Here is a 15,630-nt window from a genome sequence, read left to right on the forward strand (position 1 = left end):
TCCCCATTCGTTCAAGCGATGCTCTTCATTCGCGATATCGGCCTATAAGGACTTAGCGGGCAAAACGCAGGTGGGGCTGGGGACCTCCAAGGCGTTGCCCGGCTCCTGCGGAACGCCCGAGTCGCGGTCGAGATGGAAGCCGACGACGGCGTGCGACCGCTCGTTGGCCACGTACAGGTGCTCGCCCACCAACGCGAAGTGCCGTGGCCACTTGCCGCCGGTCGGCACCTCGGCCAGGTACGACGGCGGGTCCGCGTCGAGTGTGAACACCGAGACCGTGTCCGGGCCGCGGTTGGCGACGTAGAGGAAGCGGCCGTCGGCGCTCACCGCGATCTCGGAGGGCTGGCCGCCGGTAAGGCGGGTGGAAGCTACCCGACCGCGCTCGTGCAGCGCACCGGCGAGGCCGTCGATGTCGTACGCCGTCACCGTCGCGTCAAGCTCGCCCACCAGGTAAGCCCGGAGGCCGTCGGGGTGGCGGGCGATGTGCCGCGGCCCCGAGCCGGCGCGAACGTGGATCTTCGGCCCGACCGGCACGAGGCGGCCGGTGCCAACCTCCAGCGAGTACCGGTAGACCGCGTCGGTGCCCAGGTCGACCACGAGGATCGCGCCACCGACCGGGTTGGGTGAGGCCATGTGGGCGTGCGCCCGCTCCTGCCGCTTCGGGTCGGGACCGGTGCCCTCGTGCACCAGCAGGTCGGTCCGCTCGCCCAGCGCGCCGTCGTCGCCGAGCCGGTGCACGGCCACGCTGCCGCTCGTGTAGTTGGTGCTCACCAGGTACCGCCCGCCGGGCGCGACGACAAGGTGGCAGGGGTGGGCGCCACCGGTCGGGCTGGTGCCGAGCGGGCGCAGGTCGGTCTCCCCCTGCACGGCCCAGGCACTGACGCTGCCTTCGTCGAGCTCGTTGGTCGCGTACAGCACGGGGAGCGTCGGGTGCCAGGCCAGGAACGAGGGCGACGGCGTGGGGGCGACAACGCCGAGCGAGTCGAGCCGGCCGGTCGCCGGGTCACGCCGCACGGCCGTGATGCCGACCCCTTCTCCGCCCATCTCCGCCGTGTAGCACCCGATGTAGAGGAGTTGAGGGTGGGCGGGGGGCGAAGGAATGGATGTCACGCTCTGATCCAACCAGAACGCCACCGGTTGATCTAGCTTCTGCGAATCGTATAGGATCTACGATCGTGGCAACGATGCGGCCGGCGCGGCGACTGACGCTCACCGAGGACGTTTACGAGTCGGTGCAAGCGCTGATCATGGATCACGCCGTGGCGCCCGGCGCCCGTATCAACATCGACGCCCTCGCCCGCCAGTTGGAGGTCTCGCCCACGCCGGTGCGCGAAGCGCTGGCCCGGCTGGAGGCCGACGGGCTGGTCCGCAAGCGCCCGCTCGCCGGCTACACGGCCGCGCCGCTGCTCACCCGCGAGGAGTTCGAGGAGCTGGTGGAGATGCGGCTGATCCTGGAGCCGCCGGCGGCCAGCCGCGCCGCCTCGGCGGCCACGGCGTCCGATGTGGACCGGCTGCGCGCGGAGGCCGACCTTCCCGACCCGGAGCCCGCCACGGAGGGGTACCCCGCGATTGCCGCCTTCACCGCGCAGGACGCCCGCTTTCACAACCTCCTCGCCGAGACCTCCGGCAACCGCATGCTCCACGAGGCCGTGGTCCGGCTCCGCTCGCACCTGCACCTCTTCCGCCTGCACTTTCCACAGGCGCACTACGGGATCAGTGCGCAGGAGCACCACCGCGTCGTCGACGCGATCGTCGCGCGCGACCCGGACCGCGCCGCCGCCGCCATGCGCGCGCACATCGCCGCGGCCCGCGACAGGTACCGCCCGCCGGGCGCGACGACAAGGTGGCAGGGGTGGGCGCCACCGGTCGGGCTGGTGCCGAGCGGGCGCAGGTCGGTCTCCCCCTGCACGGCCCAGGCACTGACGCTGCCTTCGTCGAGCTCGTTGGTCGCGTACAGCACGGGGAGCGTCGGGTGCCAGGCCAGGAACGAGGGCGACGGCGTGGGGGCGACAACGCCGAGCGAGTCGAGCCGGCCGGTCGCCGGGTCACGCCGCACGGCCGTGATGCCGACCCCTTCTCCGCCCATCTCCGCCGTGTAGCACCCGATGTAGAGGAGTTGAGGGTGGGCGGGGGCGAAGGAATGGATGTCACGCTCTGATCCAACCAGAACGCCACCGGTTGATCTAGCTTCTGCGAATCGTATAGGATCTACGATCGTGGCAACGATGCGGCCGGCGCGGCGACTGACGCTCACCGAGGACGTTTACGAGTCGGTGCAAGCGCTGATCATGGATCACGCCGTGGCGCCCGGCGCCCGTATCAACATCGACGCCCTCGCCCGCCAGTTGGAGGTCTCGCCCACGCCGGTGCGCGAAGCGCTGGCCCGGCTGGAGGCCGACGGGCTGGTCCGCAAGCGCCCGCTCGCCGGCTACACGGCCGCGCCGCTGCTCACCCGCGAGGAGTTCGAGGAGCTGGTGGAGATGCGGCTGATCCTGGAGCCGCCGGCGGCCAGCCGCGCCGCCTCGGCGGCCACGGCGTCCGATGTGGACCGGCTGCGCGCGGAGGCCGACCTTCCCGACCCGGAGCCCGCCACGGAGGGGTACCCCGCGATTGCCGCCTTCACCGCGCAGGACGCCCGCTTTCACAACCTCCTCGCCGAGACCTCCGGCAACCGCATGCTCCACGAGGCCGTGGTCCGGCTCCGCTCGCACCTGCACCTCTTCCGCCTGCACTTTCCACAGGCGCACTACGGGATCAGTGCGCAGGAGCACCACCGCGTCGTCGACGCGATCGTCGCGCGCGACCCGGACCGCGCCGCCGCCGCCATGCGCGCGCACATCGCCGCGGCCCGCGAGCGGCATCTGCCCTACTTCTCCCGGCCCGACCTTCGGGGTTCGCATGAAAGTCGCGCTCTTCGTCACGTGCGTCAACGACCTCGTCTTCCCCGGTACCGGCCGCGCGGTCGTCGAGGTCCTTGAGCGCCTCGGCCACACCGTCGAGTTTCCGGTGGAGCAGGGGTGCTGCGGCCAGATGCACGCCAACAGCGGCTACCGCGAGGAGGCCCTGCCGCTGGTGGCCAACTTCGTGAAGACCTTCGACGGCTACGACGCGGTGGTCGGGCCCTCCGGCTCGTGCGTGGCGATGGTCCGCGACTGGTACCCGAAGCTGGCGCCGGACTCGGGTGAGGTGGTCGCCCGCACGTACGAGCTGTCCGAGTTTCTCGTCGACGTGCTCGGCGTGACCGACGTGGGGGCCACCTTCCCGCACCGGGTGACCTACCACCCCACCTGCCACGGCCTGCGCATGCTCCGCCTCGGCGACCGGCCGCGGCGGCTCCTCGAGTCGGTGCGCGGCCTGGAGCTGCTCGACCTGCCCGGCGCGGAGGAGTGCTGCGGTTTCGGCGGCACCTTCGCGATGAAGAACGCAGGCGTCTCCGGCGCGATGCTCGCCGACAAGTGCCGCTCCATCGTGGACACCGGCGCCGAGTACGTGGCGGCGGTCGACAACTCGTGCCTGGCCCACATCGGCGGCGGCCTGTCCCGCGCGGGCGGCCCGGCCAAGCCCATCCACTACGCCGAGATCCTGGCGGCATCATGAGTGGCGGAAACATCGTGGCCCGGCTGCCGTTTCCGGTGGCGGCGCGCAAGGAGTTGGGCGACGCGCAGCTGCGGGCCAACCTGCGCAACGCCACCCACACGATCCGCGACAAGCGCCTGCGCATGGTCGGCGAGGTGCCCGACTGGGAGGAGCTGCGCCGGTCTGGTGCGGCCATCAAGGACGACGTGCTCAGCCGGCTGCCGGAGCTGCTGACGCAGTTCGAGGCGGCGGCGACCGCGGCCGGTGCGACCGTGCACTGGGCCCGCGACGCGGCCGAGGCGTGCGCGGTGGTCACCGCCCTGGTGCGCGACACCGGTACCGCCGAGGTGGTCAAGGTGAAGTCGATGGTCACCCAGGAGATCGGCCTCAACGATTCGCTGGAGGCCGCCGGCATCGCCGCGGTGGAGACCGACCTCGCCGAGCTGATCGTCCAGCTGGCCGGCGACACGCCCTCGCACATCCTCGTGCCCGCGATCCACTACAACCGGTCGCAAATCCGCGACATCTTCCACCGCAACGGCCTCTCCGCGCTGACCGACGACCCGCCCGCGCTGGCCGAGGCGGCGCGGCGGCACCTGCGGGCGAAGTTCCTCTCCGCGCGGGTCGGCATCTCCGGCGCCAACTTCGCGGTCGCCGAGTCGGGCACGCTCGTGGTGGTCGAGTCCGAGGGCAACGGCCGCATGTGCCTCACCCTCCCCGAGACGCTCATCTCCGTGGTCGGCATCGAGAAGATCCTGCCCACGTTCCGTGACCTCGAGGTCTTCCTGCAGCTGCTGCCCCGCTCGTCGACGGGCGAGCGGATGAACCCGTACACCTCACTGTGGACGGGCGTCACGCCCGGCGACGGTCCGCAGACCGTCCACATCGTCCTCGTCGACAATGGGCGCACCGAGACGCTCGCCGACGACGTGGGGCGGCAGGCGCTGCGGTGCATCCGCTGCTCCGCGTGCCTCAACGTCTGCCCGGTGTACGAGCGGGTCGGCGGCCACGCCTACGGCTCCGTCTACCCTGGACCGATCGGCGCGATCCTCTCGCCCCAGCTCAGCGGCGGGGGCGCCAACCGCACCCTGCCGTACGCGTCCACGCTCTGCGGCGCCTGCTACGACGCCTGCCCGGTGCGCATCAACATCCCCGAGGTGCTCGTCCACCTGCGACAGACCGGGCCGCACCCGCCCGCCGAGCGCGCGGCGATGCGCGCGCTGTCCTGGATCATGCGGGATCGCCGCCGGTACGCGGCAGCGCTCCGTGCCGCCCGCCGCGGAGCCGCCCCGATCCGCTGGGCGACCGGCCGTCGCGGCGCGGTGCGCCACCTCCCCTGGCCGTTGTCAAAGTGGACGTCCACTCGCGACGCTCCCCTGCCGGCGAAGCAGACGTTCCGAGAGTGGTGGGCTCATGAGCGCACGCGATGAGGTGCTGCGGCGGGTCCGGACGGCGCGGCCGAGCGCTCCGGTCACGGTGCCGCGGGACTACCGGGCCGTCGACGAGGGCGACGACCTCGTCGAGCTGCTCGTCGACCGGCTGGTCGACTACAAGGCGACGGTGCGGCGATGCGGGCCACACGAGCTGGCCGGCGCGATCGGCGAGCTGCTGAGTGACGCCTCAGCGGCCGTGGTGCCGCCCGGTGCGCCGCCGGAGTGGCTCGAGGCGTACCAGGGACGGGTCCTGCGGGAGCCGCTCGCGGTGGCGGACCTCGACGCTCCCGGGGTCGCGGTGCTGACCGGGTGCGCTGTCGCCGTCGCGCGGACCGGGACGCTGATCCTCGACGCGGGACCGGACCAGGGACGCAGGGCGCTCACGCTCGTGCCCGACCACCACATCTGCGTCGTCCACACCGGACAGATCGTGGGCGGCGTGCCGGAGGCGCTGGCCCGGCTCGCCGACCCGACCCGGCCGCTCACGCTCGTCTCCGGCCCGTCGGCCACCAGCGACATCGAGCTAAACCGGGTCGAGGGCGTACACGGGCCCCGGCGGCTCGACGTCGTCGTGGTGGACTGACGTCACCTCACCGCGCAGGCGGGGCTGGTCGGCGCAGATCTTCTTGAGCAGCGCGACGATCGGCCGCAGGTGGTTGGGACGGGGGTTGGCCGTCGTCACGTGCACCTCCAGCGTGAGCCGCTCGGACTCGTGGTGCAGCGGTACCCACTTGGAGTGCTCGACGCCCGCGCCGCCGAAGCGCATGCCGGGCTTGTAAATGAGCGCGATGTCCGAGGGCGCGAGCACCAGCGGGCTCGACAGGCCGCATTCGTGCAGCAGGGCGACGCGCTCGATGACGCTGCCGATCTCGTACGTGGCGCTGGCCACCCGCCGCTCCTCGCCCGGGTCGTCTATCCGGCGCGCGGCGATCCGCTCCTCCAGCAGGATGCGGGCGCGTGAGTCCTTGGGCGGCACGTGCGAGACGCTGCGCACGAACTCGGCCAGCGGCATCGCGTCGCCCGGGTAGTCGGCGGGTACCAGGACCTCCAGCTGCGACTGGTACAGCAGGTCGGACTGCAGCTCGTCGCGGAACTCGGCCGGCGGGGGCTGTCCGATCGCGAGGTGGTACGTGCCGGTGGTGAGCGGCCAGAACGCCTGGTCGAAGAAGGACTCGTTGCCGCGGTCGCTCTGCTGAAGCTCCTCGATGCCGACCTTCTCGACGCCGGCCGGGTGCTGGGCGAGCATCTCCACGTAGAGCGTCTTGACGATCGTGGCGTGGTGCGGCAGGCACACCAGGCGGGGTACGTCCGACTCCGCGAGGCGACCTCTCTCCTCCTGGTAGAGGCTGCGGACGCGTTCACAGAAGCGCTGGAAGCGGCGCCCGCGCACGGTCAGCTCGGCCTTGCCGCGCGGGCCGACTCCCTCGCGCAGCGCCGGGCGCCCCAACCACCTGTTGATCTTCAAGAGGATGGTGCGCACGCCCTCGACCGTGATGTGCTCGTCGTACCGGTCGGCGAGCAGCCGCACGGCGCGCTGCCGGGTGCCGGCCTCCACCACCGCCATGAAGACGACGCAGTCCCACTCGTCGGGTGCGCGGTCCCTCACCTTTCCCACAGCGGAAAGTTACGGCCCACCTACCGTCCAGTTACGTGATTTGCGGAACAGCGGCGTGGCACCAGCAACCGGAGCTTGGCGGGCGCAACAAATAGTTCTTCCGATCTTGGTCGAACCACGTCGGTGGGCGCGGTCGAAAACCGGCCGATGAGATCATCACGACAGGTACAAAACGGGTGTGTTCGCCCGGCCGAGCTGGCACTCGCTCATCTTCTACGTCGGGGCCGCCAACGTTGCCCGCACGCTGCTCGCGCGCGGTCAGGGCGACCCCGAGCCGCACGCCCACGTCGGCGTGTACGCGCTCTGCGCCGCGCTGGCCGTCCTCGTCGCCCGGCTCGTCGAGCGGGCCCGCAGCGCGCTCACCTCCCGCGTGTGCAGCGCCAGCCTCGGCATGACCGGGCTGCTCTACGCGACGCTGCACGGTGACGTCCACCCGTGGGCCCCGGTGCCCGCGGCGGCGCTGCTGGTCACCGCGGTGGTCCTGGGCGAGGCCGCCTTCCGGATACGCGGCACCCGCCGCCCCTCCTGGCACTCGGTCATCTTCTTCGTCGCCTCGGCCGGGCTGAGCCGCACGGTGCTGGTCGTCTACGGCGCGGGCCTGCCGTTGCTCGTCCACTGTGGTACGTACCTGGTGTGCCTGGTGTTCGCGCTCGCGGCCGCCGGCGTCATGGTGCGCATGGAGAGCCCGCTCACGCCGCGCGTGCACAGCGGGAGCCTCGGCCTCACCGGGCTGCTGGTCGCCGCGGCGCACGCCGACACACCGGCGCACGCTCCGGTCGCGGTCACCGCGCTCGTGCTCGGGGTGACCTGCGTGGGCGAGCTCGCGTACCGCCGCCGCAGCGCCCTGCGCAGGGCTCAGGCCGGGACCGGGTGGCCGTGGTAGCCGGCCACGTGCTCGACCAGCGCGATCAGCACGAGCTTGCCGGACTGCCGGTGGCGCACGTCGCAGAGCACCACGGGCACGTCGCGGTCGAGGTCGAGCGCCTGGCGCACCGCCTCGGACGTGTACCGCCGGGCGCCGTCGAAGCAGTTGACACCCACGACGAACGGGATGCCGTGGCGCTCGAAGTAGTCGACCGAGGGGAAGCTGTCGGCCAGCCTGCGGGTGTCGGCGAGCACCACGGCGCCGAGCGCGCCGTACGCCAGCTCGTCCCAGAGGAACCAGAAGCGGTCCTGCCCGGGCGTGCCGAAGAGGTACACCTGAAGGTCTTCGTTGATGGTGATACGCCCGAAGTCCATCGCCACGGTGGTGGTGCGCTTGCCCTCCACGCCGACCAGGTCGTCGGTGCCGATGCCGGCGTGGGTGAGGACCTCCTCCGTGTGCAACGGCCGGATCTCGCTCACCGCACCCACCAAAGTGGACTTGCCGGCACCGAATCCGCCCGCGATGAGGATCTTCAGCGCGAGCGGGATCCGCCGATCGGAGTCGAGGTCAGAGTGCCCGGAGTCCATTCACCACCGCCTGGAGGACGTCGTCTTCGGGGAAGTGGGCCGCCGTGGACGGCTCGTGCATCGCGATCAGGCCGGCCGCCAGGAGGTCGCCGAGCAGCACCCGGACCACCCCGACGACAAGGTTGAGCGCGGCGGCCAGCTCGGCCACCGAGACGGGGTCCTCGGCCTTGGCGAGGATCGCGCGGTGCTCCGGCTGGAGGTACGCGGCGTCCGGCGAGCTGGCGGAGCCCGGCGCCGCCAGCACGAACGCCATCAGGTCGAACCCGCCGGTGACCGGACGCACCCGGCCACCCGTCACCGTGTACGGACGGACTACCGGCCCGGCGTCGTCGTCGAGCCAGTCATGCCGGCCTTCGCCCGGGCCAACGGGTCCGTGGCGCCCGTTGGCCGGCACAGCGCCCGCGCCCTCACCCCGCATCGGAGGGCACCGTGGGGTGGCGGCTGGGTGTGCTCATGTTTTGTCCGACCCGCGCGACCAGCATCGCCATCTCATATGCGATCAAGCCAATGTCCGAGTCGATGCCGGCCAGCAGCGCCAGGCACGCTCCTCGACCGGCGGCGGTGACGAAGAGGTACGCCCCCTCCATCTCGACCACCGTCTGGCGCACCGGGCCGGTCTCGAAGTGGCGGCTCGCCCCCTTGGCCAGGCTCTGGAAACCGGCCGCCATCGCGGAGAGGTGCTCGGCGTCTTCTCTGGTCAAGCCGTGTGACGAGCCCATGAGCAGCCCGTCGGCGGAGAGCACGACGGCATGGTGCGCGGACGGCACCCGCTCGATCAGGTCGTCGAGCAGCCAGTTGAGTCTGGCGGCCGGGCTGGTCGTCGACACCACTACTCGGCTCCTTCCGGCTCGGCGGGCGGGGTCTTGTCGCGCGTGGCCTTGCCCTCTTCACCGGTCTTCTTACCGTGACCCTTGGCGTCCGCGCGAGGTGCCGGCGGATCGGTGTCACGGGTCGGGAACGCCTCGGCACCGGCTGCACCCGGATCCCGGGTGGGCAGGTCGCCGCCGCCGATCCTGCGGAGTCGAAGCGCGTCGAGGCCGCCGCGCGCCGGCCGGGCGCCGTCGTCTCCTGTCTTGCGGCGCGGCAACCCACCGGCGGTGGACCGCCGCCCGGGCCCATCGGTGCCGGTACCGCGCTTACGGCGGGGCAGCCCGTCGATCACCTCAGGGGCGACGCCGGTCGAGGGCGGGCTCACCACCACGCCGGGTGGCGGCGTCGCGGTGCCGCGTGCCGGCGGCACCGGGACGGGGTCGTCAGCCGGCAGCGGCTCGATGGGGCGGGTCGGCCGGATGGCGAGCGGCAGGAACTGGGTCTCGCCGGCGTCGAGCTCGACCTTGTCGTCCGGGCCGCGACCGGCGAACGGCAGGTCGCCCTCGTCACGCCGGACCGGCGGGGCGGCGTGCGGCTCACGACGGGGGTGCGGGATGGCGTCGGCGGCGCGGCGGCCACGCGCGGTGCCCGCCTGGAGCGCGGCCATCGTGGCCCGCGCCTGCTCGGCGGAGCGGGGCGGCGGCTCGGCGTCGACCCGGTCGAGCGTGAGCGGGCCGGCCGGCTCACCGCGCAGCTGCGGCGCGAGGCTTGCCTGGCGCACCCGCTTGGGCAGCCCGTCGGTGGCCTGGTCGGTCGGCTCCTCGACGTCGATCGCGGGCGCGGGCACCAGCACCGGGCGGGCCACCGCCTCGATCGGGCGGCGCGCCCCCGACTCGACGCTGGCCAGCGCGCGGGCCCGGCGCATCCGCGGAGTCTCGCCGCTTCCCGGGCCCGCCGGCAGCGCGGCCGGCTCGGGCGGCGGAGTGACGAGGTCCGGCGGCACGAGCACGATCGCGGTGATCCCGCCATACGGCGAGGGGCGCAGCTGGATCTTCACGGCGTGGCGGGCACCGAGCTGGGCGACCACGAAGAGGCCGAGCCGGGCACTGTTGGCCGGGTCGAAGTCCGGCGGGCGGCTCAGCTTGCGGTTGGCTTCACCGATCGCGTCCGGCGTCATGCCGAGGCCGCGGTCCTCGATCTCGATCGCGTACCCATTGGGCACGGAAGCGCCAGTGACCTGCACCTTCGTCTCCGGCGGCGAATACGACGTCGCGTTTTCGATCAGCTCGGCCAGCAGGTGGATCACGTCGCCGACCGCGCGGCCGGCGATGTCGGCCGGCTCCACCTTCGTGATCGAGACCCGGGAGTAGTCCTCCACTTCGGACACCGCGCCGCGGATCACGTCGATCACGCCGATCGGGTTACGCCAGCCGCGGCCGGGCGCGGAGCCGGCGAGGATCACCAGGTCTTCGGCGTGCCGCCGCATGCGGGTGGCGAGGTGGTCGACGCGGAAGAGGTTTTCCAGCTCGTCCGGGTCGGTGCTGCGCCGCTCCATCGAGTCCAGGAGCGCGAGCTGGCGGTGCAGCAGCGCCTGGCTGCGCCGGGCGATGTTGAGGAACACCTCGTTGAAGCCCTGCCGCAGCGTGGCCTCGTCGACCGCGGCCTGCACGGCCGTGCGCTGCGCCTCGGTGAACGCCCGTCCGAGCTGGCCGATCTCGTCGCTGCCGTACTCCAGAGGGGGTGCCTCCTCGGCGACGTCGACCTCCTCGCCGCGCCGCAGCCGGGCGACCACCGCGGGCAGCCGCCGGTCGGCGAGGTCCATCGCGCTCTCCCGCAGGCCGCCGAGGCGCCGGATCAGCGAACGACCCACGCGCAGCGAGATCAGCAGCGACAGCGCGATCGCGGCGAGGCCGAGCAGGCCGGCCAGCGCGAGGCGGAGCAGCACGCCGACGGCGACGGGCGTGGCGCGGTCGGCGAGCGCGTCGGAGCTGGACAGCTCGAACTCGCGCAGCTGGAGGACTGCCGGCTCGTACGCGCTCTGCCACGCGGCGGCGGTGACCGGCGGCGGCGCGCCGTCGCGGCCCTGGGCGATCACCCGGTCTTCGAGCGCGCGCAGGCGGGTGAACGCCTCACCCTCGGTCATCCGCTGGTAGGCCACCCGCTCGGCGTCCGGCAGCGCGGGCAGCGCCTGCGCGAACAGGTACCGGTGCGCGCCGATGATCTGCACCAGCTGGGCGTGCTCGCCGCCGGAGAACGAACCAGCCGCGAAAGCGCCAGCCAGCAGCGCGTCGGACTGGCCGAGCACCTCGCGGGCCCGGCCCAGCGCCGTGATCGCGCGCGCCTCGCGGTTGAGCTCGTCGTCGTCGACGTCCGCCGTGATCTCGAATACCCGGAACGCGCCGTCGATCACGCCGCTGTAAAGACCGAGTGCGCCGGCCTGGTCCATCTCTCGCCGGTCGACGAAGCCCCGGCCGGTGGGGAGCAGGTCGAGCGAGGTGAAGAGCTGGTCGAGGTGGGTGCCGAGGCGACCGTCCGCGGTGTCTCGCAGGTCGGGGCTGCCGGCCCGGCGGCGAAACTCGGTCACCGCGGCGTCGGTGCGGTTGCGCTGCTCGCCGAGCGCCGGCAGCTCGCCCTTGCCAGCCAGGTACACCAACGAGAGGCGCCGCTCGCGCTGCAGCTCAGCCACCATGTTTTCACCCGGACGGCCCACCTCGTCGAGGAGCGTCTGGGCGGAGAGCAGGTTGAGCGCCGGGCCGACGGTCAGCGTCGTGGTGAAAATCCACAACGCCAAAAGGGCGGCGAGGGGCACGGTGACCAGGGCGATAATCTTCGCGCGGATCGACCAGTTGCCTGTATTCATGAGACCTCGCCCGTCGGGGTACGGTACGGCAGCCTTGGGCAGGATACATTGCCGCCGCAAGTAACAAGGCGCCCCTTCCAGCGCGAAAATGGGCACCGCAGACGCTCTCAGACGCGTTCTCCTGGAGTTTTTCGTCGCTCCGGGATTGTCGATCATGGTTGAGCGGGAACTACTACCGCATGTCAGCCACCCAGATCGTTGTCATAGTCATCGTCGTCCTCGCGGTGATCGCAGCCGCGGGTGCCGGCTGGATGTTGTACCGCCGGTGGTCCCTGCGTCACCGGTTCGGCCCCGAGTACGACCGCCTCGTCGCCGAGCGCGAGGGGCGGACGGCCGCCGAGCGCGAGCTGCGCGAGCGCCAGCGCCGTCACGCCGAACTGGACCGCAGGCCGCTCAGCCCCGAGTCCCGCGCCCGCTTCGCGGCGGAGTGGGAGGAAATCCAGATCCGCTTCGTCGAGTCGCCGGTCGAGGCCGTGAACGCCGCCGAGGACCTGGTCAGCCGCATGGCTGCCGAGCGCGGATACCCGGCGGGCGACTTCGAGGAGCAGGCCGCGTACCTGTCCGTCGAACACGCCCACTCGCTGGACCACTACCGCCAGGCGCACGCCGTCCGCGAGTCCGTCGACCGCGGCGAAAGCGACACCGAGCAGCTGCGTGAGGCGCTCGTGCACTACCGCGAGATGGTGACCGAGCTGCTCGGCCGCGAGCCGGTACCGGCCGCGCGCCACCACGAGCCCGAAAGCATGCCCGCCGAGCACGGCGAGCAGATGCCCACCACCGAGCGCTACGAGACCAACCGGTGAAGGAGGCGCACACCATGGCAAACCAGCAGACTCCTGACCGGGTCAGCTCCGAGCCCGTACCCGTGCCACCGCCCACGGACGACGTGGACCGTGACCAGGACCGGGACCCGGCCGAGGACGTCACCGACCGCGTGCCGGGCGACACGCTCGACGACCGCGGCACCTTCGACGACCCGGTGCTCGCCGGCGAGCGGAACGACCCGGACGACCTCACCGCGGTGAGCCCCGGGGCACCCGAGTACCACGACCCGGCGCCGCAGAACACGGCGTTCGGCGCGGCCACGGTCGGCGGTGCGGCCGCCGCGGCGGCGCAGGCCGGCCCGTCCCGCGAGGTCCGCGACCGCGACGGCGTCGAGGAAGGCGTGATCGACGACGGCGACCCCGACATCGTCCTGGACGACCGGCACGCGGACCACAACGGCCACGACGTGCGCGACGACTTCGACACCAATCGCGACACCGACCTCGACGCGGACCGCGCGACAGCTTTTGACGGCGACCGCGTGACGGCCGACGACAGCGACCGCACGGCCGCGTTCGAAGAGGACCGCACGGCCTTCGAGGACGAGCGCACGGCGGCCTTCGACGCCGACCGTGAGGCCGAGGAGCGGGCGTACGAAGACACCGCCGACCGGGGACACCTGTCCGCCGACGCCGAGGCCGGCGACGACTTCCGCCGCGACGAGGAGTTCGGCGGCCCGAGCGACCTGCCCGAGGCCACTCCGGCCACGGAGATCCCCGCGGAGGTGCCCGCCACGGCCGCCGTCGAGGAGCCCATCGCCGGGCTGTGGGGCGAGGGGACCGCACAGGGCTACCGGGACCGGTGGCGCGAGGTGCAGCTCCGCTTCGTCGATGACCCGCCGGCCGCGGCCCGCGAGGCCAACCAGCTGGTGGAGGAGGCCGTCGGCGCTCTGACCGCGGAGCTGTCCCGGCAGAAGGAGCAGCTCAGCGGCTGGTCCGGTGAGGACACTGAGGACCTGCGCGCCGTCGTGCGCCGCCACCGCGACTTCCTCGACCGGCTGCTCGGGCTTTAACAACTCAATTCGCATCCCGCGGCCGCGCGGATTGCTCACTGCGAGCTATCCGACAATGGCCAGTCCAACGAGCATCGGGGTTCCGAACGCCTGGCATCACTTCGCAGGGCGGAAGGAACCCCGATGTCCATACGTACCCGAATCTCCACGCGGCGCGGCGCCGCCGCACTCGCGGCGATGGCCGTGCTCGGCGGCGCAGGGCTCTACGGCCTCGGGCCGAGCGGCGCCGTCGCCTCAAGCCACCGTGAGGCACCGCTGATCGCGGCCGACCCGGCCGTCGACAACACCGACCTGTACGCGTTCGTCAGCCCCGACCGGCCGGACTACGTCACCTTCGTGGCGAACTGGATCCCGTTCGAGGAGCCCAACGGCGGGCCGAACTTCTACCCGTTCGCCACGGACGCCACGTACAACATCAACGTCGACAACGACGGCGACGCGAAGCCGGACGCGGTGTTCCGGTGGAAGTTCAAGACCCAGGACAAGCGCGGCACCAGCACGTTCCTGTACAACAACGGCCCGGTGACCTCGCTCGACGACGAAAACCTGCTGGTCCGCCAGACGTACACGCTGGAGTCCTCGTTCGGCGGCAAGCCGTTCAAGACCCGGGTGACGAACGGGCCGGTGGCACCGTCCCGCGTCGGCCCGGCGTCCATGCCGGACTATGGCAAGCTGCGCGACCAGGCGTCGATCCAGCTGCCGGGTGGCTGGAAGATCTACGCCGGCCAGGCGGACGACCCGTTCTTCCTCGACCTGCGCGTCTTCGACCTGCTGTACGGCGGCGACCTGAGCGAGACCGGCCAGGACACCGTGGCCGGCTACAACGTCAACACGATCGTGCTGCAGGTGCCGTTCAAGGACGTGGCGTTGAACGGCGACGCGAAGCGCAACCCGAACATCGGCGTCTGGACCACCACCGACCGGCCGCGCGTGCGGATCGCGGGTGGCGGCTCGTCGGGTGACCGCGTGCAGGTCTCCCGCCTCGGCAACCCGCTGGTCAACGAGGTGGTCGTGCCGGCCGGCCTCAAGGACGCGTTCAACGCATCCCGCCCCGACCAGGACGCCAAGAACCCGACCATCGTCAAGCGGGTGACCAACCCCGAGGTGCCCCAGCTGATCGAGAAGATCTACGGCATCCCGGCGCCGGCCACACCCCGGAACGACCTGGTCGAGATCTTCCTGACCGGTATCACCACCAAGGCCGGTGGGCCGATCAAGGCGGACCTCAACTCGCAGCTCAACAACAAGGACGTGAACCCGAAGCGGTTCGTCCCGTCCGAGCAGCTGCGGCTCAACCTGGGCGTTCCGGTCACCGCGGAACCCAACCGGCTCGGCGTGCTCGCCGGCGACCTGCAGGGCTTCCCGAACGGGCGGCGGCTGACCGACGACGTGCTGGACATCGAGCTTCAGGCCCTGGAGGGCGCGGCGCAGACCGGCAAGATCGTGGACGCGCTGGCCGCGGGTGACAAGGTCGACGCCAACGACCAGGAGTTCGGTGGCACCTTCCCCTACGTCGCGCTGCCCAACGGCGTCGGCGTCAACACCGGTGGCGACGGCGTGAAGCCGGCGGCCGCCAACGGTTCCTCTTCGGACGGTCCGGCCCTGACTCCGGCCGGCTTCGCCAGCAAGTCCGACGGGGACACGCCCGCCACCATCGCGGCGGCGGCTGTGGGGGTCGCGGCGAGTGCGGGCCTCGGCCTGCTGCTCCTCGCCTGGCTGTGGCGCCGCCGGGTCCGTCTCGCGGACCAGCGCACCCAGCGCTTCTGACCCCACGTTCCGGGCGCGCCGCACTCGCTCCCCGTGCGGTGCGGCGCGCCCCCTCTCACTTTTCTCGGAGGCTCCAGATGCGACGGACAGCAGTTGTCGTGGGTGCCGCGGTCGCGCTCGCTCTCGGAGTGACCGGAGTGGCGGCCATCTTCGGCCCCACCGCAGACACCCGGCGGCCGCACCGGCCGCGGCGGCCACCCCGGTCGACCCGGTCGCCCGGGCGCAGGAACGGCTCCGCCTCGTACCCGGCGACTGGCGGGCCTGGGCGGCCCTCGCGGTG

14 protein-coding genes and 2 pseudogenes are annotated in these 15,630 nt (G+C 72.1%); 9 read left to right on the top strand and 7 right to left on the bottom strand.

Annotated features, from left to right (window positions below; translation table 11 throughout):
• Positions 1-42: 42 nt before the first annotated feature.
• Positions 43-1,101, bottom strand: a complete 1,059-nt coding sequence (locus Phou_RS12805; protein ID WP_281365069.1) for a lactonase family protein — start codon at positions 1,099-1,101, stop codon at positions 43-45.
• An 83-nt stretch (positions 1,102-1,184) separates the two neighbouring features.
• On the opposite strand from Phou_RS12805, the pseudogene Phou_RS52550 reads away from it, so the two are divergent.
• A pseudogene (locus tag Phou_RS52550) lies at positions 1,185-1,790 on the top strand (GntR family transcriptional regulator); the annotation flags it as partial.
• Here the strand turns inward: Phou_RS52550 and Phou_RS52555 are convergent.
• On the bottom strand, positions 1,706-2,086 hold the full coding sequence (locus tag Phou_RS52555) for a lactonase family protein (protein ID WP_246273775.1): 381 nt from the start codon (positions 2,084-2,086) through the stop codon (positions 1,706-1,708). The pseudogene Phou_RS52550 and the gene Phou_RS52555 sit on opposite strands and share 85 nt — an antisense overlap.
• 139 nt (positions 2,087-2,225) lie before the next feature.
• On the opposite strand from Phou_RS52555, the gene Phou_RS12815 reads away from it, so the two are divergent.
• From Phou_RS12815 to Phou_RS12830, 4 genes are read left to right on the top strand one after another with little or no spacing between them, the layout of a single operon-like run.
• Positions 2,226-2,978, top strand: coding sequence for a GntR family transcriptional regulator (locus Phou_RS12815; RefSeq protein ID WP_173058306.1), 753 nt, complete (start codon positions 2,226-2,228; stop codon positions 2,976-2,978).
• Complete coding sequence (locus Phou_RS12820; RefSeq protein ID WP_173056257.1) at positions 2,899-3,597, top strand: (Fe-S)-binding protein; 699 nt, start codon at positions 2,899-2,901, stop codon at positions 3,595-3,597. The genes Phou_RS12815 and Phou_RS12820 overlap by 80 nt, the downstream gene beginning before the upstream one ends.
• Entirely contained in the window at positions 3,594-5,006 is a 1,413-nt protein-coding gene (locus Phou_RS12825) for a LutB/LldF family L-lactate oxidation iron-sulfur protein (protein ID WP_173056258.1), read from the top strand. The genes Phou_RS12820 and Phou_RS12825 overlap by 4 nt, the downstream gene beginning before the upstream one ends.
• A complete protein-coding gene (locus Phou_RS12830; RefSeq protein WP_173056259.1) occupies positions 4,990-5,592 on the top strand; it encodes a LutC/YkgG family protein in 603 nt (200 codons plus the stop codon). Before Phou_RS12825 ends, Phou_RS12830 begins: the two co-directional genes overlap by 17 nt.
• On the opposite strand, the gene Phou_RS12835 is transcribed toward Phou_RS12830, so the two are convergent.
• Positions 5,533-6,624: a hypothetical protein gene (locus Phou_RS12835; RefSeq protein ID WP_173056260.1), complete on the bottom strand. Its 1,092-nt coding sequence runs from the start codon at positions 6,622-6,624 to the stop codon at positions 5,533-5,535. The genes Phou_RS12830 and Phou_RS12835 overlap by 60 nt on opposite strands.
• A 178-nt stretch (positions 6,625-6,802) precedes the next feature.
• Here Phou_RS12835 and Phou_RS12840 point away from each other — a divergent pair, with 178 nt between their 5' ends.
• A complete protein-coding gene (locus Phou_RS12840; RefSeq protein WP_173056261.1) occupies positions 6,803-7,507 on the top strand; it encodes a hypothetical protein in 705 nt (234 codons plus the stop codon).
• Here the strand turns inward: Phou_RS12840 and Phou_RS12845 are convergent.
• The 4 genes and pseudogenes from Phou_RS12845 to Phou_RS12860 form a co-directional block, all read right to left on the bottom strand.
• A complete protein-coding gene (locus Phou_RS12845; protein ID WP_173056262.1) occupies positions 7,480-8,076 on the bottom strand; it encodes a GTP-binding protein in 597 nt (198 codons plus the stop codon). The two genes, Phou_RS12840 and Phou_RS12845, sit on opposite strands and share 28 nt — an antisense overlap.
• On the bottom strand, positions 8,057-8,494 hold the full coding sequence (locus Phou_RS12850; RefSeq protein WP_173056263.1) for a DUF742 domain-containing protein: 438 nt from the start codon (positions 8,492-8,494) through the stop codon (positions 8,057-8,059). Before Phou_RS12850 ends, Phou_RS12845 begins: the two co-directional genes overlap by 20 nt.
• Entirely contained in the window at positions 8,484-8,906 is a 423-nt protein-coding gene (locus Phou_RS12855; RefSeq protein ID WP_173056264.1) for a roadblock/LC7 domain-containing protein, read from the bottom strand. The genes Phou_RS12850 and Phou_RS12855 overlap by 11 nt, the downstream gene beginning before the upstream one ends.
• A gap of 560 nt (positions 8,907-9,466) precedes the next feature.
• Positions 9,467-11,746 (bottom strand): annotated as a pseudogene (locus tag Phou_RS12860) (sensor histidine kinase); the annotation flags it as partial.
• A 179-nt stretch (positions 11,747-11,925) separates the two neighbouring features.
• On the opposite strand from Phou_RS12860, the gene Phou_RS12865 reads away from it, so the two are divergent.
• The 3 genes from Phou_RS12865 to Phou_RS12875 all read left to right on the top strand — a co-directional run bounded on the left by Phou_RS12865 (position 11,926) and on the right by Phou_RS12875 (position 15,350).
• Positions 11,926-12,549, top strand: coding sequence for a hypothetical protein (locus Phou_RS12865; protein WP_246273519.1), 624 nt, complete (start codon positions 11,926-11,928; stop codon positions 12,547-12,549).
• Between the two features lie 14 nt (positions 12,550-12,563).
• Positions 12,564-13,583: a hypothetical protein gene (locus tag Phou_RS12870; RefSeq protein WP_173056266.1), complete on the top strand. Its 1,020-nt coding sequence runs from the start codon at positions 12,564-12,566 to the stop codon at positions 13,581-13,583.
• Positions 13,584-13,706: 123 nt separating this feature from the next.
• Positions 13,707-15,350 carry a DUF4331 domain-containing protein gene (locus Phou_RS12875; protein ID WP_246273520.1) on the top strand — a complete coding sequence of 548 codons (1,644 nt, stop codon included), beginning with the start codon at positions 13,707-13,709 and terminating at the stop codon, positions 15,348-15,350.
• The last annotated feature ends 280 nt before the right edge of the window (positions 15,351-15,630 follow it).

The sequence above is a fragment of the Phytohabitans houttuyneae genome (genome assembly GCF_011764425.1).
GTDB classification, from domain to species: Bacteria; Actinomycetota; Actinomycetes; order Mycobacteriales; family Micromonosporaceae; genus Phytohabitans; species Phytohabitans houttuyneae.